16 protein-coding genes are annotated in these 21,886 nt (G+C 42.1%); 7 read left to right on the top strand and 9 right to left on the bottom strand.

The features are described 5' to 3' along the window. Positions 1-67: 67 nt before the first annotated feature. Together CDG79_RS08935 and CDG79_RS08930 are read right to left on the bottom strand one after the other, a co-directional pair. Positions 68-346, bottom strand: a complete 279-nt coding sequence (locus CDG79_RS08935) for a LapA family protein (RefSeq protein ID WP_094341819.1) — start codon at positions 344-346, stop codon at positions 68-70. Positions 347-466: 120 nt separating this feature from the next. Next, entirely contained in the window at positions 467-1,882 is a 1,416-nt protein-coding gene (locus CDG79_RS08930) for a phosphoglucomutase/phosphomannomutase family protein (RefSeq protein ID WP_094341818.1), read from the bottom strand. Between the two features lie 148 nt (positions 1,883-2,030). Here CDG79_RS08930 and CDG79_RS08925 point away from each other — a divergent pair, with 148 nt between their 5' ends. The 3 genes from CDG79_RS08925 to CDG79_RS08915 all read left to right on the top strand — a co-directional run bounded on the left by CDG79_RS08925 (position 2,031) and on the right by CDG79_RS08915 (position 4,794). Next, complete coding sequence (locus CDG79_RS08925; protein ID WP_094341817.1) at positions 2,031-2,885, top strand: PD-(D/E)XK nuclease family protein; 855 nt, start codon at positions 2,031-2,033, stop codon at positions 2,883-2,885. 459 nt (positions 2,886-3,344) lie between these two features. Next, a complete protein-coding gene (locus CDG79_RS08920; protein ID WP_094341816.1) occupies positions 3,345-4,109 on the top strand; it encodes a hypothetical protein in 765 nt (254 codons plus the stop codon). 175 nt (positions 4,110-4,284) lie between these two features. Beyond that, positions 4,285-4,794 carry a hypothetical protein gene (locus CDG79_RS08915; RefSeq protein ID WP_223278066.1) on the top strand — a complete coding sequence of 170 codons (510 nt, stop codon included), beginning with the start codon at positions 4,285-4,287 and terminating at the stop codon, positions 4,792-4,794. A 263-nt stretch (positions 4,795-5,057) separates the two neighbouring features. On the opposite strand, the gene CDG79_RS08910 is transcribed toward CDG79_RS08915, so the two are convergent. Next, on the bottom strand, positions 5,058-6,728 hold the full coding sequence (locus CDG79_RS08910) for a transglutaminase domain-containing protein (RefSeq protein WP_094341815.1): 1,671 nt from the start codon (positions 6,726-6,728) through the stop codon (positions 5,058-5,060). A gap of 619 nt (positions 6,729-7,347) precedes the next feature. Between CDG79_RS08910 and CDG79_RS08905 the strand changes: the two genes are divergently transcribed. The 3 genes from CDG79_RS08905 to CDG79_RS08895 all read left to right on the top strand — a co-directional run bounded on the left by CDG79_RS08905 (position 7,348) and on the right by CDG79_RS08895 (position 13,060). Beyond that, positions 7,348-10,206: a cation-translocating P-type ATPase gene (locus CDG79_RS08905; protein ID WP_094341814.1), complete on the top strand. Its 2,859-nt coding sequence runs from the start codon at positions 7,348-7,350 to the stop codon at positions 10,204-10,206. A 104-nt stretch (positions 10,207-10,310) separates the two neighbouring features. Then, entirely contained in the window at positions 10,311-11,435 is a 1,125-nt protein-coding gene (gene recF, locus CDG79_RS08900) for a DNA replication/repair protein RecF (protein ID WP_094341813.1), read from the top strand. Between the two features lie 509 nt (positions 11,436-11,944). Next, positions 11,945-13,060 (top strand): acyltransferase family protein, encoded by a 1,116-nt coding sequence (locus CDG79_RS08895; protein WP_094341812.1) that lies wholly within the window; start codon positions 11,945-11,947, stop codon positions 13,058-13,060. 11 nt (positions 13,061-13,071) lie between these two features. On the opposite strand, the gene CDG79_RS08890 is transcribed toward CDG79_RS08895, so the two are convergent. After that, complete coding sequence (locus CDG79_RS08890) at positions 13,072-13,530, bottom strand: MgtC/SapB family protein (RefSeq protein WP_094331357.1); 459 nt, start codon at positions 13,528-13,530, stop codon at positions 13,072-13,074. A gap of 508 nt (positions 13,531-14,038) precedes the next feature. Here CDG79_RS08890 and CDG79_RS08885 point away from each other — a divergent pair. Next, positions 14,039-16,423 (top strand): putative PEP-binding protein, encoded by a 2,385-nt coding sequence (locus tag CDG79_RS08885; protein WP_094341811.1) that lies wholly within the window; start codon positions 14,039-14,041, stop codon positions 16,421-16,423. A 2-nt stretch (positions 16,424-16,425) separates the two neighbouring features. On the opposite strand, the gene CDG79_RS08880 is transcribed toward CDG79_RS08885, so the two are convergent. The 5 genes from CDG79_RS08880 to CDG79_RS08865 form a co-directional block, all read right to left on the bottom strand. After that, a complete protein-coding gene (locus tag CDG79_RS08880; RefSeq protein WP_094341810.1) occupies positions 16,426-17,244 on the bottom strand; it encodes a hypothetical protein in 819 nt (272 codons plus the stop codon). Positions 17,245-17,295: 51 nt separating this feature from the next. Next, entirely contained in the window at positions 17,296-17,433 is a 138-nt protein-coding gene (locus CDG79_RS42190) for a hypothetical protein (RefSeq protein ID WP_189524932.1), read from the bottom strand. Beyond that, the gene (locus CDG79_RS08875) at positions 17,433-18,089 is read right to left on the bottom strand and encodes a DUF1361 domain-containing protein (RefSeq protein ID WP_094341809.1); all 657 of its coding nucleotides are present in this window, start codon (positions 18,087-18,089) and stop codon (positions 17,433-17,435) included. The genes CDG79_RS42190 and CDG79_RS08875 overlap by 1 nt, the downstream gene beginning before the upstream one ends. Before the next feature lie 385 nt (positions 18,090-18,474). After that, on the bottom strand, positions 18,475-19,629 hold the full coding sequence (locus CDG79_RS08870) for a hypothetical protein (protein WP_094341808.1): 1,155 nt from the start codon (positions 19,627-19,629) through the stop codon (positions 18,475-18,477). A 139-nt stretch (positions 19,630-19,768) separates the two neighbouring features. Then, positions 19,769-21,640 carry an iron uptake porin gene (locus tag CDG79_RS08865; protein ID WP_094341807.1) on the bottom strand — a complete coding sequence of 624 codons (1,872 nt, stop codon included), beginning with the start codon at positions 21,638-21,640 and terminating at the stop codon, positions 19,769-19,771. Positions 21,641-21,886: the final 246 nt, after the last annotated feature.

Here is a 21,886-nt window from a genome sequence, read left to right as displayed (position 1 = left end):
TTTAATGTGAAGTTGCACATATCTCGATCCCCCTAAATCCCCCTTTTTAAGGGGGACTTTTCAAACCTCAAAAATCTTCATCATCAACAAAAAATTCGGCATCCTCTTCTAATCGAGAATTACCCTGGCCAATACCAGCAAGCCCCCAGAGAGGTTGCAGCAGTGCCATGCTAATTAACCCGACAACGGCACTAAAAGCCAGAACTAAACCCATTGGTATTTGAATCGATTGGAAGGTTAAGAATTTTAACGATACGGGTGTGGCATTTTGGACTGAAATAATTGCGATCGCAATTACCCAAACCGCTACAACTAGAGATGTAAAAAAAGGAGCGAGAGTTTTCATATTTTTATTGAAGTGGGAAGTGAGAAGTTAGGAGTTATTAATTTAGAACTCATAACTGTTAATAGGAGTTAAAAGTTAAGAATTGTTAATTTACAACTCTTAACTCCTAACTCCTTTTTTTTATGCTTCTAATTGAGCAATGAGACTCTCTAACTCTTGGGCAATTTTGGTGAGTTTTTCGGGAGTGTTGGTTTCGAGATAGACGCGCACCAGTGGTTCTGTACCGGAAGGACGCAGTAAAACCCAGCTACCTTCTTCCAAATACAGCTTAATACCATCTTTACGTCCCACTTCCTTGACTTGAATTCCTGCTACCTCTGTAGGAGGATTTTTAGTAAAGGAGTCAATGACGGCGGTTTTGTGCGCCCCTGTGAGGTGCAAGTCTAGGCGGTTGTTGTAAAGTGGGCCATCGGCTTCTGCGATCGCTTCTGCTACCATTTGACTTAGTGGTTTGCCTTCATAAGCGATCGCTTCTGCTACTAACATATCGGCTAAAACCCCGTCTTTTTCGGGAATATGCCCGATAATACTCAAACCACCTGATTCTTCCCCACCAATTAATACAGCAGTTTCGCGCATTTTTTCGCCGATGTATTTAAAACCAACTGGTGTTTCGTAAATTTGCAGCCCATTTTTAGCAGCGAAATTATCCAGCAGGTGAGTTGTAGCGACAGTACGAACGATCGCGCCAGTTTTGCCTTTATTTTTGATTAAATGACGTGCTAAAACTAGCAGCACAGTATTAGGAGTAAGGACAGTTCCTTGTTCATCGACGATACCAAAGCGATCGCTATCTCCATCTGTGGCTAAACCCAAATCAGCGCGATCGCGAACTACTGCTTTCACTAACTCAACTAATTGTTCTCCTTTGGGTTCTGGCATTCCACCCCCAAATAAAACATCCCTCCAATCGTGAAAACTTTCTAGCTGAACGCCACTATGTTGTAAAACTTCATCTAAATAGCCGCGAGAGGTAGAATATAGCGCATCATACTTTACCTTTAAATTAGCGCTTTTGATTCTTTCTATATCAAGTAGAGTATAGATAAATTGCAGGTAATCAGGTTTGGGATCGAAAATTGAAATGGAACCTGATGATTTGCTCCCAGGGAACTCATCCGATGCACTTTCTAGATTTGCCACAATAGTATCAGTAATCTCTGGAGTGGCAGGCCCAGCATAATCGGGTATATATTTAATTCCACAGTAGTGTGCTGGATTATGGCTAGCAGTAAACATCAACGCCCCTGCGGAATTTAGGTGACGGGCGTTGTAGGCAATTACTGGTGTGGGGCAATCCCGAGCGGTAATTTTCACAGTCCAACCCAAGTCTACCAGGACTTGGGCCGCCGTTTGGGCAAACTGGTCAGCTAAAAAGCGAGTATCGTAGGCAACAAGTACTGGTCTATCTTTTTTGTAAGCTGTTTCCAAGTAAGTGGCGATTGCTCTTGTTACTTTTCGTACATTAGGAAAAGTAAAGTCATCGGCAATAATCCCTCGCCATCCATCGGTGCCAAATTCTATCTTGCTGGACATTTTTGCCACTTGCTCCTGCGTACATAATCAGTACTATAAAAGCTTCCTGCAAAGCGTGTGTAGCAGCAATTATCACTCGAAGTTCTTTTCTAAGAAAGCCTTAGCTTAAACTTCTCCCCACCGTATCTTCTCTCACTGTTTCTGAGCAATGTCAACCCCCGATCGACCTTTTGCCAGTTATCACCTTTGGTCTCTAGTTGCCCCAGCAACTGGGCAAGAACGCTGGCATTGCCAGATGAGACGGGGGTTTATCAAAGCACGGCAACACGAACCAAAAGTTAAGGCGCTGTTATCACAAGCTACTGCACCCCAGAGGATTGGCATACTCGCCCAAAAAGGCGTTTATGAGTTTCATCATCACAGGCATCTGTTAAAGCAAGCAGATGGTGTAGAAAGAGTTGCACAGCTACTGAAACTAGCTAACTCAAGCGATCAAGTCCAGCAACGCGTGCTGCAAATTTTGAAAAAGTATCACGATGCGCCGTTGCTTTTGGATAAAGATATTATCCAATTAACTCCGGGTGATGAAGGTTTTCCTAAACCGATAGTAGTTGAACAAGAAGATTATTGCTTTCGCTTATACGCGGCTATGGACTGCGTTTTTATTGAGTCTGATAGCACTTTACATATTTTAGATTTTAAAACTGGTAAGTCAGCTTTTGACAAACGACAGGCATTAGTTTATTTGGTAGCTGCTCGTTATCTTTACCCCGGAAGAGAAGCTGTGGCATCATTTTATAATTTAGAAATATGTAAGAAGTCTGAGTTAATTAGCATCAATAATAGTGAATTAGAATCCTTGAAATTTGAATTAGCTAATATTGCCCACAAGCATCAGCACGATTTGCATAAATATCAGGAAGAAACGAGCAATTTTAGTAAAATATTTCCTCCAAATCCTGGTTCTCACTGCCGTTTTTGCCCATTTAACTCAATCTGTGAATTTGCCGATGTTAAGCAAACTCAATCATATCCATTGCCAAGTTTAAGAGTTAATAGCTAATTGCTTTACCTATTGAAATTGGTTTAATATAAAAAATAACTGCTAAATCATCGTACTTTTACTGACATTGTTCTCAACTCTTATAGGAATCATATTTGATTTTTGAACAAAACTAGGTATTGTAGGGTGTGTTAGAACGCAGTTCGTAACGCACCAAACCCTTGACGATCGTGCGTTATGCTGTCGCTAACACACCCTACGTATCTTTTCAGAAATCAGAGCCTATTTATAAAGTAAATATGAAGTAGGGTGTGTTACGGCTGTGTAAGAATTTGAGGGTTTGAGAAAGTCTAATTCAGCCGTAACGCACCATATTTTCAGGTGCGTTACGCGCTGCTTTAACACACCCTACAATTTAAGGTTTACTTTATAAATGCTCTCTCAAATACTAGTCCTATATCAGACAAACTAGATGTAAAGTTCACCTATTTTATCTTGGTATCTCAGGAGTTAAGACTAATGCGATTAACGATAAAGAAATCTGTTTACAAATCAATTGGAATTCGGACTTTTATTTTACTTTTAATATTTAAAGTTATTTTACCTCAACCTGCATTTGCATTGCTGTCATATCTAGACGCTTGTGCTGTTAAACCTGAATGTGGTTCGGCTTTATTCTCTCATACTGCGGAGGCTGCCAGAACAACAGAGATTAGCACAACTACAGGTACAGGAGCTACTACTTCATCTGTGGAAGCTGTTGCTAGGACTACAGTTATTGAGGATATGCGCTTACCTGCTATTGCTACTTTTTATATTTGGAAGCAGGCTCAAAATCAAGCTAAGGAAAAATATTGTTCTTTTTACCCACTTAATTTGGTTTGTGGCCCACAAGGTCAATCTTCAGTTCTTTATAATTATAAATTTCACGAAACAGTTCATTACAGGAGGTCTGGTTATCCCGACAAATTTGTAACTAATCATTATCGAAGTTGGCGGCCTGCACCAGGGGCAATTATAAGTTTAGCTAATCAATATCCAGGTCGTTATTTTGGTGGTAGCGAGCCTCCGTCTGGTGATTATGTATTTTGGATTAAATTAAATGATGGAGATGGTAATAATAAAACTCGTGGAGTCGTTTATGAATCCTCAACTGGCGACACCATGACATGGGATGATTATGCAAATTATTCTAACAATAATATTGAGAATGGATGGATTAGCGATGTGGTTCGTGCCGATCCACTGCCAGATAATTCACCCTCTCGTGATAGGAAAGATTGACCTCAATAAAAGCGGAATGTGGCTATTCAATTACTAAATAAATCTGACTGGCAAGGTTTAATTACTTCAAAGGCAGCAGTGAGTGGATAACCTAAGATATCATGGTAATTAATATCAAGGAGACATTTTTTTTAAATTAGGATACTTGTTTTAAATTCAAATGTAGGTAATAAATATGAATAATCTATCTAGACTTTTCCAAGAAATAAAAGAAAATCCGGTCATCTACATAGATAAGCCATCAATTACTCGTCTTCATTCGTTCTTAAATGGGTATTTAGGTGCTCGAACTGATCTAGGATTGGATAGAGAAGGTTCTGGACTTGAAGGTTTTCAAGAGTGGATACAAGAAAGAGAAAAAACTAATGTTTCACAATCATGGGCTGGGATAATTTTGTTCGTTTGTAGTAGTGAGAGAAATGCTTTCTATAGTTTTTTTGAAGAATATGAGCAGTTTCTAAAACACAAAGATGATTCCAAGATTCAAGAAAGTGAAGAAAAATCTAGCCCTACTAAAGATAATTCAAAGCTTCGTCAATTTGATATTTACAACGAGATTCTAAAGGCCATAAAGAAAAGACCAGGTATGTTCTTAGGAACTAGTTCAATTACTAGACTTGATATGCTTTTGCGAGGAACCAGTCTGGCTCGAAGAGAAGTTGGCGTACCTCCAACTGAGCCATAAAGGGAATTTGAGGGGTTTCAATCATGGATTGAAGACAAATATGGAATTAAGTCAGGTCAGTCATGGGCTAAGATAATTCTTTTCTATTCTGTAGATGAGCCTGAGGCACTACAGAAATTTTTTGAATTGTTTGAAGAATACTTGAATCAGAACAAGAGTTCAGAAGTAGACGAAAATTGTGGTTAAGCAGAGAGTCTTAAGGTGCGTTAGCCTACGGCGTAACACACCCTACGTTTTCAGGGTTCTTTTCCCAATACCCTAATTCAAAAGGGTGGCAATTCTTTAAGAATTGTGAATCGAATATGATTTATCGCCAAATCACCGATGGGGATATCTTCTTTGGTTAGCCGCGAACCTTTGCTTGTGACGGTTTCAAAAGTGATGCCTTTGCCAATTTCAATGTGATACCAGCATAAGCCCATAAAAAAGCGCGTCGGATAAGGGCCACCTTCACCCACATCGTCAGGATTTGATTCCATTGGCAACCAGCCAATATTCGGGACGTAGAATTCTAGCCAAACATGATTAAAGTCGGGTTGTAGCGGTACTCCTACTAAGTCACTATGGGGAGGACATTTGTACCTGCCTACGGTGCGGCAAGGGATGCCATTTAAACGGGATAGGGCAAGTAAAACGCCTACATATTCGCCACAGGAACCAACGCCCCGTTCTAAAACTATATCTGGTGTGTCAATGTAAGGTTTAATACCATAAGATAACTGATCGTAGACATAATTGCGGATGCTATGCATTTTCCGCAGCACATTGGTTTCAGAACCAATGGCTTCTCTAGCGGCACGGCGAACAATGGGAGTATCCATTGCTAAATCGTCGTCATCTACTAGGTAGCGCGTTTGTAATTCTGGGGAAAGTTCAGGTATATCTTCTACATCTCTCGGTGTGATGCGATACTTAATTCCTCGAACTTCCACAAGTGCTTTCCAGCCAAATATATGCCGTTCGCCTGGAGCAAGAGAATCAAATTTAAAGACTGCTACGCGTTGCCCTTCGACCACTTCTTCGGTAAAGGGTATACCAATGGGTTCAACGTGTTTCACTTTTTGACGCTCAGTTTCCGATGGTAGAGCGATGCGCCATTCGACATCAGGTAAATACACCTCATCTAAGGGGGCAATTTCCTCAGCATAAGACATTTCAATGAGATAGCCATTAGAGAGGGCGTAACGCTTATCTGGCTGGTAATGATAATACAGGGGATGAATAAAAGTGCGATCGCGGAATGTTAACTCATGACTCGGATCGGCATTGGGGTTATCCCGAATATAAGGCTCCTCTGTGGCGTAAGCGACGTAAATACTTTCTTTGCCTGTTTCGCCATTTTTATGGATTGCAATGCCTGTGGGACATTCAAAGGGGGTCAGGACACTAAATTGAAGTTCTCCTGTGGCCCTGTCCATTGCGTAAACTGATTGTTCGGTGCGATCGCAAATCCATAGCATTTCCTGAGTTACAGCTAAATTCTCTATCCCAACGCCTGGGGCATAAAATCTGGTAATCTCTTTTCGCGTTTCGCGGTCAAAAATCAGAATGTAGCCTAGCCTTTGGCAGCTGACATAAACTGTTGTTTCCCAAACAGCAACGCCATCAACCTGATAAGGCAATGTCACAAAATGTTCTAGACCCAAAGCATTGAGCTTGCACAAGTAAACACTATTTTCTCGGCTCACCCAGAGGGTATCTTCCCACACCGCTATACCAGTGACATCAGTAAATTCTTTAACTTGATGGGGATTAAGAATTTTGCTGTTGTCAGAAGTGGGATCGATCTCCAGTAGATGCCCTTTAATACTGTCAATGGCAATTAGTCTATCTTTGATGAAAGTAATGCCACACAAGGTAGCAGCAGTAAGCGGTCGAATTGTTCTTTGCCCAAACATCTGGCTAACGGTCAAAGTGGGGAGTGCAAAACTCATAAAACCTTGGGGTAAGTATAAAAAACCCTCACCTTTGGGTAGGGAGGAAACATAACTCAAGCGGTTTTAAGCGCCGTCACACCAATTGCTTGATGCGGAAAATCATAGTCAAGCAGTGGCTCCCCCTAATTGGGGTGAGTAAACAGAGGAGTAGTATTTACCCGTTTCCCTATATGTCGGGAGCGCCTTGCTAAGACCGGATTGTGAGCCTTGCCAAAGTTATTGGTCGGTACTATCCAAACAGCACTTCTTTACCCCTCGTAAAGATGTTTAACCATTTAGTTCTAGAGTTTGGGACTGGCATCACGCATCCCAAAGTAGGTCTTTAACTCTTGCCAATAACATAGTACAAAAAGTACTTAGGCGGGTCAGCTATCTAAATGTGGTTCTTGATTGCCACCTTTAGAGCGGGGTACTGACAATTATCGGTAAAATGTGTTCCGATCGACTCTTTCGTGAGAAATAATACTATGTCAAAACAGGAGGAATTTACAAATGTTAAGAATTACATATACATTCATCCAACTGGGCAATCGCCTTAATGTAACTTTAGAAGATGCAATTCTTGCCATCACTAAATTATGATCGAATTTTGTAACCATTTCCTGTGACTTACACGATGTCTGCTAATTCTCTGCCTGAAGGTGCCGCCGTTTGGCATAGTTTAGAAGTTGATAAAGCGCTAGACCTGCTTGATAGTAATGCAGACAGTGGCTTAACACCCCAAGAAATTGAACAGAGATTACAAAAATACGGCCCCAACGAACTTGAAGAAACTGCTGGCCGTAGTGCTTGGGAAATTTTGCTGGATCAGTTCAAGAACATTATGTTGTTGATGCTGATTGGCGTGGCTTTAATTTCTGGGTTTTTAGACCTGATGGCTTTGCGCGAGGGCAGATTAAAGCCCGGTGAAGTGCCATTTAAAGATACGATCGCTATCTTAGCAATTGTCATCCTCAATGGCATACTCGGCTATGTCCAAGAAAGCCGTGCCGAAAAAGCCTTGGCAGCCTTGAAAAAAATGACTTCTCCCTTAGTGCGAGTCATGCGCGACGCTAGACTGGTGGAGATAGCAGCCAAGGAGCTAGTTCCAGGGGATGTAATGCTGCTGGAAGCTGGGATGCAGATAGCCGCAGATGGACGCTTGATCGAACAGTCTAATTTACAAGTGCGTGAGTCGGCTTTGACTGGTGAAGCCGAAGCGGTGAATAAACAGGCATCACTAAAATTGCCGGAAGAAACATCATTAGGCGATCGCCTTAATGTTGTCTTTCAAGGAACTGAAGTAGTCCAAGGACGGGCGAAAGTTCTGGTGACTAACACCGGCATGACAACAGAATTAGGCAAAATTGCTGCCATGTTGCAGGCCGTGGAAAGTGAACCTACGCCGTTACAGCAGCGAATGACTCAACTGGGTAACGTCCTAGTTACGGGTTCTTTAATTCTAGTGGCGATCGTTGTCGTTGGTGGTGTCATCAAAGACGGGGGTTTTAAAAACATCCAAGAACTCTTGGAAGTTTCCTTGAGTATGGCGGTTGCTGTGGTTCCAGAAGGTTTACCAGCTGTAATTACTGTCACCTTGGCATTGGGAACCCAGCGAATGGTGCGCCAAAATGCCTTGATTCGCAAATTGCCAGCAGTAGAAACTTTAGGTTCTGTAACCACCATCTGTTCTGATAAAACCGGCACACTGACTCAAAATAAAATGGTCGTGCAATCGGTTTTCACTAACGACAAAACCTTTCGCGTCACCGGCGAAGGTTATGCTCCTACAGGAGACTTTCAGTTAAATGGTCAAAAAATCTCCCTAGAGGAATATCCAGAAATCCCAGCGCTATCAGTCGCCTGTGCTGTTTGTAATGACTCCGTATTGCAAAAAGAACAAGGTGAATGGGCAATTTTAGGAGATCCGACAGAAGGGGCATTAGTCACCTTGGCGGGAAAAGCCGGAATCGAAAAAGACCAGTGGAATAGTAAGTTACCTCGCGTTGCGGAGTTCCCTTTTTCCTCGGAACGGAAGCGGATGAGCGTGATTTCTCAGGTGGAGGGAGTCGCCACAGGTGAAGCATCTTCGAGAGGTGTCGATCCGGCGATCGCCGGTTTTCTCCAATCGGAACCTTATTTAATGTTTACCAAAGGTTCTCCAGAGTTAATCTTGGCACGTTCCACTCAAATTCATTTGGGCAATGACACAGCCCCCGTAACCGACGCACAACGCCAGCAAGTTTTGGCAGAAAATGACCTGATGGCGAGTAAAGGTTTGCGGGTGCTAGGTTTTGCCTACAAACCCCTTGCAGAAATCCCACAGGAAGGTTCAGGTGAAGAATCTGAGCAAGGCTTAGTCTGGCTGGGATTGGTGGGAATGCTAGATGCACCACGCCCAGAAGTCAGGGCAGCAGTGCAAGAATGCCGTGAAGCAGGGATTCGCCCAGTGATGATTACTGGCGACCACCAATTAACAGCACGAGCGATCGCTACCAATTTGGGAATTGCCCAAGAAGGCGATCGCGTTCTCACAGGTCAGGAATTGCAACGGATGAGTGACCAGGAATTAGAGCAAAACGTTGACTTGGTGAGCATCTATGCTAGGGTTTCCCCAGAACACAAACTGCGAATTGTCCAAGCACTGCAACGCCGGGGCCGATTTGTCGCAATGACGGGCGATGGTGTTAACGATGCCCCAGCCCTCAAACAAGCCGATATCGGGATTGCGATGGGCATTACTGGCACCGATGTTAGTAAGGAAGCCAGCGATATGGTGTTACTTGATGACAACTTCGCCACCATTGTCAGCGCCACCAAGGAAGGTAGAGTTGTTTACACCAATATTCGCCGTTTTATTAAATACATCCTGGGAAGTAACATTGGTGAAGTTCTCACAATTGCCGCCGCACCCCTAATTGGTTTGGGAGGTGTTCCCCTTACCCCCTTACAAATTCTCTGGATGAATTTGGTGACAGACGGTTTACCAGCTTTGGCATTAGCTGTGGAACCTCCAGAACCGGATGTGATGCAACGTCCGCCTTTTAGTCCCCGCGAAAGTATTTTTGCTAGGGGATTAGGTTCTTACATGATTCGCATTGGCATCATCTTTGCAATTATCAGCATTGCCTTGATGTGGTGGGCTTATCAACATACTCATGCAGCTGGGTATCAGGGAGATCCAGAGACTTGGAAGACGATGGTATTTACCACCTTGTGTATTGCCCAAATGGGACATGCGATCGCCATTCGCTCCAATAACCGACTGACTATCGAGATGAATCCCTTCTCTAATATATTTGTACTAGCGGCTGTGGTCGTCACCACGATTTTGCAGTTGATGCTAGTTTACGTCCCACCCCTGCGAGATTTCTTTGGTACTCACTATCTCAATATGCAAGAATTGGGGGTCTGTATTGGCTTCAGTGCCTTAATGTTTGTCTGGATTGAAGCAGAGAAAATATTTTTGCGGATTATGGGCAAGAAGGCTGTGTAAATCGGGGATTGAGAATTGGGTATTGCTTATTCTCCTTGTCCCCCCAGTACCCATTCCCCATTCCCCAGTAACCAGTCCCTAGTCCCCAGTCCTCAATCCCTACCATGTACCTGAAAACTCTAAACCTCAGACAATTTCGCAATTACCAAGACCAAAAGGTTGAGTTTAATGCTGCCAAAACAATTTTGGTAGGTAATAACGCTCAGGGAAAGTCGAATTTGTTGGAGGCGGTGGAGTTGCTGGCGACATTGCGATCGCACCGAATGACCCGCGATCGCGATTTGGTTCAAGAAGGGGAAGCCATAGCTCAAATTAATGCCACCCTTGAGCGACAAACAGGTATTAGTGACCTAACTTTAACACTCCGGCGCAATGGTCGCCGGAGTGTTGCTATCAATGGTGAATCTATTCGCCGTCAAATGGATTTTCTCGGCGTTCTCAATGCAGTACAGTTTTCCAGCTTGGATTTAGACTTAGTACGCGGCGGCCCGGAAGGTCGCCGCAATTGGTTAGATACACTCTTAATTCAACTAGAACCAGTTTATGCTCACATTTTGCATCAGTATAATCATGTACTACGTCAGCGAAATGCTTTTTTAAAACGCCATGTAGAGACGTTAAATGCAACGTCTTTACAGTCAGAATTAGCGGTATGGGATGCACAGTTAGCTACCACAGGAACTAGGGTAATTAGAAGACGCGATCGCGCCATCCAAAGATTAGCTCCCATTGCTAGTGCTTGGCACGCCAGTATTAGTGGCAGTACAGAAGTTCTACAAATTAAGTACATGCCTAATATTCCTTTAGAAAATAACCATCTAGAAGAAGTGCAGCAAGCTTTTTTAGCAAAAATTCAGCAGCGAACCGTTGCTGAACTGCACCAAGGCACTACTCTTGTTGGCCCTCATCGTGACGAAGTAGAGTTAACTATTAACCAGACACCCGCTCGTCAATACGGTTCCCAAGGTCAACAACGAACGCTGGTTCTAGCCTTAAAATTAGCAGAATTACAATTAATTGAAGAAATCGTCCAAGAACCACCCCTGTTATTACTTGATGATGTTCTTGCCGAACTAGATTTATCCCGCCAAAACCAATTACTTGATGCTATTCAAGACCGCTTTCAAACCCTGATTACTACAACTCACTTGGGTTCTTTTGATTCCCAGTGGTTGAAGTCCTCCCAAATTCTTTTTGTGAAAGCAGGACAAATAATCCCAAATTTATAATGATTTAGAATAAGTCTTTTCTAAGGTGATTCCAAAAATCTCTTTTTATGTCTGTGTACTCTACGCCTCTGCGGGTTAAAAGTAATTTATTTAACTAATATACACGCAGGAAAAACATAGATAAGAGGTTAAAAAATTTATTAACCAACATTTTTGCCAACCTTGAAAAGAGCTACTCTTAATAATTCTCCTCTGGTTGAAAACCTATAGTTTTTCGTTGGGTGACAAGCTTCTAAGGAATTTTAATCTCCGTTAGCACTTAATGAGTTATAGCCGTTTGAGCAAAATTCATATTTTGACAAAACGACTTTTGGGTGGTATTGCCACAAGTATTCTTACTCCATTTTAGTCTCTCCCATATCACAATTTTGTCTTGAGTATTGTATAATAAAAATTACAAAAAAATAGAATATGTCTGTATAAGTGCGGTATGTCAGATAACTTACTGGATTATTTATCTCACAAATTATTCACCTGTATTTAGTTGCACCATCAAGGAGTAAAGATTCTTGGAAAAACCTTTAACATCTTCCCCTGAAAGTAATCCAGATATTGCGGCTGGTGCAAATGCACACTCAAAATTCTACATACCATCTCTGGATGGGCTAAGAACTGTTGCTTTCTTAATTGTCTTTTTATCCCACGCAAAAGTTGCCGAGCTTTTTCCTGGAGGCTTCGGTGTAACAATATTTTTCTTTCTCAGTGGCTATTTAATAACAACTATTCTTAGGCGAGAGTACGATCGCTATCAAACTATTGATTTTAAGCTTTTTTATACAAGACGAATACTGCGTATTTGGCCCGCATTTTACCTAGTGTTGTTTTTAGGGGCTGCCTTAACTGTCTTAGGATTTATTCAGGGAGAAATTCGTTTACCAGCGTTTTTGTCTCAGTGTTTACACTATAACAACTACTATACAATTTTTTCTCCTAATGGAACTACTCCCGGTAGTGGGGTATATTGGTCTCTCGCTGTCGAAGAACACTTTTACTTACTTTTCCCCCTACTTTATCTAGCTCTACGCAAACTGCGTATAACTCCACACAGACAAATGCTAGTTCTTTGGGGATTATGTTTAGCAACCTTACTCTGGCGCTGTCTTCAGGTTTATAGTTTTGGAGCATCTTCAGAACGGATATTCTATGCAACAGATACTCGATTAGATAGTATTCTATTCGGTTGTGCATTGGCAGTTAATAATAACCCCATGCTGGATAAACAGTATTATTCTCAAAAAATATGGAACTATTTATTGCTGCCGATAGGAGTAATCTTGATTATTTTTTCATTTTTATATCGCTCCCATGAATTTCAACAAACCTTTCGTTATAGTATCCAGGGAATTGCTTTATATCCAATCTTTATTACCGCTATTCGCTTTCCCGACTGGGGATTATTTCCCTTGCTAAATTTAAACTGGATGCGTTTTTTGGGTGTACTATCTTACTCTTTGTACCTTGTGCATTATACTGTGATTTTCACAGTGAAGATGTACTTACCCCAATTGCATAAATTTATGCAAGCAGGAATTTCTCTATTAATTTCTGTTGGATTGGCATATATGATTTACCATTTTATAGAGTTGCCATTGGGACGGCTACGCAAAAAGTTCTCACGGGCATAAAAATTCCTTGATTATTGATGTTTTTCTAACCTTTTAAAGACCTTGAGAATCAAAAAAGTCAGCAGAGCAGCAATCAATCCTAACTGCCATAAACCACAGCCAGCAGCAATTCCTAATCCAGCCGAAACCCAAATAGCTGCTGCTGAGGTGAGTCCATGAATTTCAAGTCGCTGTGATTCTTGAGAAGATTGGCGCACAATTTCTCCAGCACCGAGAAATCCTACACCGGCTGCAATCCCCTGAATGACGCGGCTAAGTGCATCAGGACTAGTTTGCAGTTCTCCCGTTTGCATAATTATTAAGGTAAACACAGCAGAACCCATACTCACCAGCGTATGAGTTCTTAAACCTGCCGGTTTGTGACTCATTTGGCGTTCTAAGCCAATAATTGCCCCGATAACCAATGCAAGGCATAGTCTGAAGCTGATATTTAGCCAATCATTGTTTTCTAGATAGTAAGTATTTGGCAATGTTTAGTCTGGTGTAGAGAAGTAGATAATTTTATATCCATTGTTGAGATTATCTTTCAATAAGATATTTTGCTATCAAAACTAAATAAAGCTTTCGCGATCAAATTATGACAACGATTGCAATCTGCATAAATGACGTGAATTTTAACTTGATTAAATAGTTGAGAAACTATTTAAAATCAATAAACTATGAAATTCTACCTTAAATTGCTAGATTTAACCCATACACTCAATAATTAAATATAATACCGCCATCTACAACTCAATCAAACAACTAAACCCCTGTTTCAGGCAATGGAGGTGAAATGAAGGAAAATATTTGATTTACAAAGGAGTTGAATTACAGCAAGACATCGTGTAATTAACAGTTAACCACTAAATAAGGTCAGCAAATTCAACCTAAATCTAAATGCTGGAAACTCCTACTAGTAGAGAGTCAGTGGATTTATGGCTGATAACATACCAGAAGGAAATGCCTGTGCCTACAAATAGACAACTAACAAATTGAGTGGATAAACTCTACTGGCTAGACCAAATAAAACTACAAGACCGTACCAAAGTAGGCGAGAAAGCATTTTACTTGAGCAGAATCATGCAGCGTGGCTATCCGGTGGTGCCTGGTTTTGTTGTTTCGGCAGAAAATTTGCGGCAATTTCTCGAAAATCTTAATAGTTCAGAGTCACTAGTGGCTGACTTACCCCATTCTTCGTTACACCTAGATGTCGCTAATTGGCGGCAACTTCAGCAGGTAGCTGGTCGCTTACGCCAAGAAATTCTCACTGCGACCGTACCGCAGCAGTGGGTGAGTACAATTTTCCAAGCAGCTAGGGAATGGCAAACTAGCTGTTTAATTCTTCGACCGACTTTGGCAGTAGCAACTGCTACCCCAGTGATAAAGAATGTATCTGGTTTACTAGAGTCGGTATTTTGTCAGTGCGAACCGGAAGCGATCGCTTGGGCATTAAAACGTACCTGGAGCCAGATGTTTCGTGCCAGGAGCCTCCTCTATTGGCAACGAGCAGGAATTAACCTGCAACAAGTAAATTTAGCAGTTTTGGTGCAACCTGTTGAGAATGCGATCGCTAGTGGTTTGCTCAAAGCCAATTCCTCTGGATGGGAAATTGAAGCCACTTGGGGATTAGGAATTGCGATCGCTCAAGGCGAAGTCCAGCCAGATGTGTACTACATTCAACAGGGAACTGGGGTTGTGCTTGAGCAACAGTTGGGCAATAAAATGCTGGCTTATGGTGTGGATAATGCTGTACCTGGAGCTTTTTCGGAACCCATGCCTAACTCAGTGCTAACACCAGATAGCACTTGTCTGAATACCTACGTCCTTCAGGAAGCCCAGCAAAAACAGTACGCTTTACAAGAAGAATACTTACAACAAATAATTGCTCTGGGAACTCAACTGGTAAGTGAACTAGGTAAAACTTTTACGATTAAATGGACTATTGCTCAACAAACCACATCTAGCAAGCTCTATATCACACAAGTTAGTTCTCCCCAATCTGTAATTCCCCACGGACACTTCATTAGGGGATTAGGGGCGGCAAGAGGACGTGTTGTAGCGACTGCCCTAGTTATTACTAATTCGCAACAGAAACCCGAACAACTACCCAAGGGAGTGATTTTAGTAGTACCAACGATCGCTCCTGATTGGCTACCATTACTACACCAAGTTGCTGGTATTATCACAGAACAAGGTGGATTAACCAGCCATGCTGCTATTCTTGCCAGAGAATTAAGTATCACAGCAGTAGTAAACGCAAAATCTGCCACAACCTTAATCCAAACTGGCGAACGACTGTTGCTTGATGGTGACAGAGGAGAAGTTTATCGAATCAAAGGAAACTCAAAGGAGGAGATGGAAAGAGGTAGAGAGGAGGAAAGTGGGAGACTGAGAGCAGACAATATTCTTTTTCCGAATCACCCCAACCCCAAAGCGCTCCATCTTCCTGTTACTTCTCATCTACCCATGATTGCTACCCAACTACTGGTTAACTTGAGCCAGCCCAGTTTAATAGAACAAGTACAAAGCTTCCCTGTGGATGGGGTGGGATTGTTGCGGTCAGAATTGATGGCACTAAATATATTAGACGGACAACATCCCAATAGTTGGATTTTAGGCGGTCGGAAAGCAGAATTATTAGAGCGTTGGTCTGAGCAGATTATGCAGTTTGCTCATGCTTTTGCACCAAGACCAGTTTTTTATCGTTCTTTGGATTGGCGATCGCAAGATTTACCATCATTGAGTGATAGTTTAGAATCTTCGCCCCAGTCGATGTTGGGCGAACGCGGCACTTTCAGCTATTTACGAAATCCCGCAGTATTTGAGTTGGAACTGCAAGCTTTAGCGAGCGTACAGCAAGCTGGCTACAGTAACGTGAATCTCCTGTTGCCTTTTGTGCGGACTGTGGAAGAATTTATCTTTTGCCATCGCAAAGTTAAGCAAGCTCTTTTAACTGAGGTGTCAGAATTTCAATTGTGGATGATGGCAGAAGTGCCAAGCGTACTGTTCTTACTACCGGAATATGTCAAAGCAGGTGCAGCCGGAATTTCTATTGGTACAAACGACTTAACCCAATTATTGCTCGGAGTGGATCGAGAACAAGGAGAGCTAGCAAAAGTATTTAATGAACGTCATCCGGCAGTTATGAGTGCGATCGCTCAACTGATCCAAATGGCTAAAAGTGCCGGTATACCTTGTTCAATCTGCGGTCAAGCACCAGCCCTCTATCCAGAAATTATCGATAAATTAGTGGAATGGGGGATAACTTCCATTTCCGTGGAACCGGAAGCAGTCGAGCGAACATATCAGGCGATCGCTCGTGCTGAACAACGCCTAATTTTAGCAGCAGCCCGACGTGAATTAAAAGACGCAAAAAATTAATTTTATTTAATGTAGCCAGTTTCGCGCAAAAACTTACGTAAATCGGCGAAGTATTTGGTACGGTCGCTTTTTTTGTAAGCTTGCTGTACTCGCTGCCAACCATCTTGTCCTTGGCCTAGCAGATATTTATCTGCTAAATACGCACCTAAAAAGCCCTTGCCATCATCGCCTTGTTGCCGTGCCTCTGTATAACTTTGCCATAGCTCTGAGGCGTGACTGGAAATTAATTTAGGATAAGCACGAGTCACATCAATCATTTTACCCTGGCGATAATGCCAAATTTGCAGGGGGTAGTCAGAATCAGCATAAGCTGTAAAAGCATAAGCAAAGCGATCGTCTCGGCTATCAAACTCTGGCAGTCCATCTCGATCTAAATCTTTGAGTTGATAGCCACCATTGCCCCATTCATGACGAGTTTTCAGATACTTTTGGGATTTGCTGTCGTAGCGGTAAATCAATGAATAAGTACAACAGTGCGCTCCACCTGTAAAGAAATCGGCAATTATTTCTGGTTCTTTGTTACCGTCTAAGTCTTGCACTGGTAAGTTATTTTCTTCTCCAGATAGATTTCCTAGAGGTCTGTCATATTCATCTTCTTGTGGGAGCTTCCGATCCAAAATAGTTTTATCCGCTCGAATAATTTTCAGCCTGACATTTTTATACTGATATTCTTCTGGCTTGTCATAAGATATTTCTGCCCGTACATTCCCCAATTGCCCAGTTATTGTTTCTGCTATTGCAGTCTGGGTAAATACAACTGCTGCACTCAAAAGACCTAAACCGATTAGAGATTGACTGATAAAGGAGCGAATCGTAATCATCGTTGGTGTTGTATATAGCACATTCAACTTTATACAACACCATCAAAATGTTCAATATCGGTAAATTGCTACAACAGGTGTGCTATGTGGAACCTGTTCTGGAGGAACAGCGTAAACCGTGCCACCATTTAATAAGGTTGCGATCGCAGTTTCTCGTGTAATGCGCGATCGACTAATTTGAAAGAACATCAAATGTTTGGCGTGTTAGACTTTGTGCTTCCTGAGTTTATCCCGATTCTACTATCTGATTGGCTAAGACCTAAAGTTACTCGTTTCATAATCCAGTACAAACTGGCAAGTACCACAAAGCTGATAGCAATAATTACTAGGGGCTGTTTACCGAGAATTTCTTCTACTCCTTTGGTTATTACAGCATCGGGTTGAGTAATAAAATCCCAACTGTTGAAACGCAAAAATCGTCCCCAATAAACACCAACAGCGCAGAGAAAATGTGTAATCAACTCAACACGCCAAATCCATTGGCTCTTACCGATCCGATGTAAGTAGTAACCCCAATTAATTAACGATATTACATAAGCTTCAAATCCACCTAGAATTACTAGCAAATACACAGGAATTAGTACCAAAGTAATCATCCACACCGATTGAATCGTGCGGATATCATCTATCAAGTGAATTACATCAGTCAACAAATAAGGTGCATTCGGTAAGAAAGCATAGAAAACTAAAAATCCTAGCCACCAAAGCCAAGTGCCACCGCGCCTCATGCGAAATAACCACACACTTAAAGCCAAAGGTATAAAAGCCAGAAATAAATTCCAAGTCATCCAACTCATATTAATTCGCAAAACCTGTAGAACTCTGGCTATCAATTCTTCTTTCATAGGTGCTAACTCAGAAGACGTTTAATTGTTTTAGATTCACTCTATAGTGTTAACATCAGTGATTGACTGATAAAATTTTTTACCCCCAAGGAAATTTATTTACTCTAAGAGCAGACAAGGCTTTTGTGTCACTTAAAAGGAAATGCACACTGATATATGTCTGAAATTTAAAGTTTTTGTATCTTTCATGCTAGGGGATGAAATTTATCAATCAATCAGCTTAAATCCCTAGTATAGCCAGAAAATCATCAGGGTAAAATCTCCCACCGAAACGAAGCCTAAGCAACAAAAACGCCACGAAGAACTATGTTGCGCCTGTCTTGGCTATTATATTGATTTCATTTTGCCCCCTGTTTTAAGGAGGGCAAAAGAAGTTCTCAAATCACTAATGCAGTAGCACTCGACTACGGGGGCCGATCGCTTGTTTGGGTGAAACAGGTATTGTACAGCTATTGGTAGAATCCGGCGAACAAGCAGTTTGAACAAGGGTTGCAGGGTTAACCTCTAGGGAATTACCGTTACTGAATTCCATATTAGGTGTAGTGGAAAGTGATGGAGAATTAGAGGCCGATGTGTAGGTTGTAGGTGTCGGGGAAGCGATCGCACTACCATCACTAACTACAGGTGTAGGAGTAGTGTTACTACCACTAACTACGGGTGCAGGAGTAGGTGTGTTAGTAGCAGCAATTACTGGCGCGGGAGTGGGCGTACTACTACCAGTAACTACGGCTGCGGGAGTGGGCATACTACCAGCGCTAATTACTGGCGGGGGAGTAGTCGTACTACCACCAGTAACTACGGGTGCGGGAGTGGGCGTACTACCACCAACTGGCGTGGGAGTTATGAGGGTTGCAGTTGCAGGTACTTTAATTGTTATTCTTGCTAGGGGGGAGTTAGTCATTTCCAAAGATGTCACCTTTGGCGAACCTGGGATATCCGATTTGAAATCAAAGACTGTGGGAGTTGCACCACCATTGCGATCGCTATATCTGACTCCATATCCACTCACTTCAAAAGTACCCTGATACTGATTTCCAGTGTTTGGATCGGTGACAATACCAGTGTATAAGGCTTTTGTGAGATTAAATTCATCCTGAACCACTCCTTGAAATGTGGTTCCCGCTAATTTTCCCTGGTATTTATAGGGTGTCAACTCACCGCCAGAGAGAATCGGCGAAGCCAGAACGCCATTAAAGGAGATAATCGGAATGCCTTTAAAGTCAACAAAATAATGCAAACTACCATCCTTGCGTGTTTCTATTTTTACATAGCCTGACTTGTATACAGGAACGTAATTAGGATTGTTTTTAGTTCCTAAGTTCCGCGAGTAAGTGCCCGTGTCGTCTGTATCAACGCGAGTCGTGCTGCCATTGAAATTAGGATTAATACTGGGAAGTTGGATAGTCCCTGATAATGTACCAGTGCTTTGAATGGTGATTTGAGCAAAAGCACTTGTTCCAGATGAAGCGATGATGACTGCGGCTAAACTGCTGCTGCTAAGAACAACACAACCTAATTTAGTTGATGAATGTAATTTCATGAAAAATTTGCTCCTTTAATCACATATCAAAAAAAATACGCACGGGTTTTTCTTGCTCTCATTGGGCAATAAAAGCATTTAATACTGAATAAGCCAGTATGAAAATAGCGTATTTGATTACATCTACATCAGTACAAAATTAAAACCGGAAGGTTGCTCTTAATGCTCCAACAACTAATGCATCGTTAGCCGCATTGTGATCGGGATTGAAAATAACGAATAAGCCTGGAGTCAAGGCGATATTGTCGCTTAATTGAGCGCGGTAAAAAAGTTCTACGTGAATTGATGTGTCACTACGTCCGCCTGCTGTTCCTCCATCAGAAAAGTTGGGAAAATTGAAACCATTTGGTAAGGTACTCGAAGTAATTTTGGGCGGTTGTCCGACGAGAACGCCTCCTAAATTTCCAGGACGCAGCAAGTTGGGAAAGGCTGCAAACACCATCCAATTTGTAGTTTCTACACTTCCAGGAAGGTTTAATGCTTTGGAAGAAGTAAAGCCACCCCAACCGCCTAACTGCAAGTTAGGATTAATTCGCCAAGCAACGGTAGCACCAATGGCTTGGGTATTGAAAGCTGTAGCATCTGCAAAAGGCGAAATCAATTGAGAATCGCCAATACCACTTCCCAGTAAGCCATCTGGGGAGTGAGAATAAAGATAATGTACGCCGATATCGATGTTGTTGGTGGGTGCTAAACTTAACTGAGCGCCAGCAGTAAATCTACCGCCAAATAATCCGCCCTGGTTGATGTTGCCAGAATAATTGGCTATTTCTGCACTATAAACGCCTTGCAAACTGATGCGATCGCTAATCTGCCAATCAAAGCCTATACCACTAGTGCCATTGCCAATACTTAAAATCGGGTTACGCTGACCAAATAGAGAAATTGCGCCGTCGCTAGAACCTTCTAAAGGGCTAATACCGCGAAAGGTGTTGATGGGGTTCACTCCCGCCGTACCGACGACAATTCCCAAGCGTTCCGAGACGAGAAATCGATAAGATAGTTCACTAACAACTAGATTGTTGTCTGTATTTGACTCGAAACCCAACCGCCCCATATTGGTAGATAGCAACGAGGCATTAGAACCTAAATTACCAGCAGACAGCCCTGTTAAGAGTAAATCTCGCCCTGTAAATGAAGTTGCTAAGGTTAGTTGGGCGCTACTTGTGAAAGTCAGATTGGTTTTTCCCTGGCGTTCAGGGACTCCATCTCTAGGAAACAAATCGACATCGGGGCTATTGGTTCCCTGGACGCTAAAAATGGCTTGACCAAATAATCTGGTAGTTGTGGAAAAGCGATTGGCTTGTAATTCAGTAGTTCGTTCTTCTACAGCCTCAACACGCTGCTGTAATTGCAGCAACTCTGCTTTGAATTCGCCCTGTAACCTTTGTAGCAGGACTAAATCTTCATTCTTAACAGTATTAATTTTATTATTTGCAATCGCTTCGTTAATCTTCTCTAAGCAAGCGTTTAAACCACCCGCAAATTCATAACGGCTGATATTGCGGTTTCCTAGATAAGTCCCATCATGATATCCCGCAATGCAGCCATAGCGTTCTCCTAGAGATTGCAAAGCAGCAAAAGCCCAGTCGGAAGGTTGCACGTCCTTAAGTTGCGACACCGAAGTGACTTGAGACATTGGGTTGTCTGAATCTGGAGACTGAGGAGATAAAGAGAATTCTTCTATGTTTTCCTGGTTCTGTGCAACTTCTGTTACAGGCTGAATCTTTTTTAATTCAGGTAAGTTAGGGGAACTTATGAATTGAATTTTCTCTCTACTTTTTTTAAGTATATTTTCGTACTTATGCTTGATTGCTGGTGAGGTAGTTATATCTGGCTGCACAAATTCAGGCGGTGTAATCTCAGCAGGTGAGACAACTTCAGATAAATTTTCTGGCATTGACTGCTGCACCAGATTATCTGTAGGAATTACAGGCTGTTCTGGTAAATTGAGCGCGGAGATTGGCGCTGTTGCTATCACACTCACCATCAGTAGACTAATATCACTCATGGTATTTCATTTGACTTGCACCAATATTTCTTTTGACAGATAAAGTTGGTGTATATCAGGAAGATTTATGAAAAAAGAGTGATAAAAGTTACTGCATTGAGGGGTGTAAGATGAAGGGAATAACCCATACCCGAATAGCACTAAGTTAAGCAGCATTGCAGAGGAGCGGAGGAGCAGGGGAGAAAGAAGAAATTTTAGGCATTGCGTTCAGATATTTAGAAATTCCCCTCTGCACCCCTGCACCCC

This window comes from Nostoc sp. 'Peltigera membranacea cyanobiont' 232 (assembly GCF_002245985.1).
In the GTDB taxonomy this organism is placed as follows: Bacteria; Cyanobacteriota; Cyanobacteriia; order Cyanobacteriales; family Nostocaceae; genus Nostoc.
The sequence above is the reverse complement of the archived record's forward strand: the minus strand, read 5'-3'. Positions and strand labels throughout refer to the sequence as shown.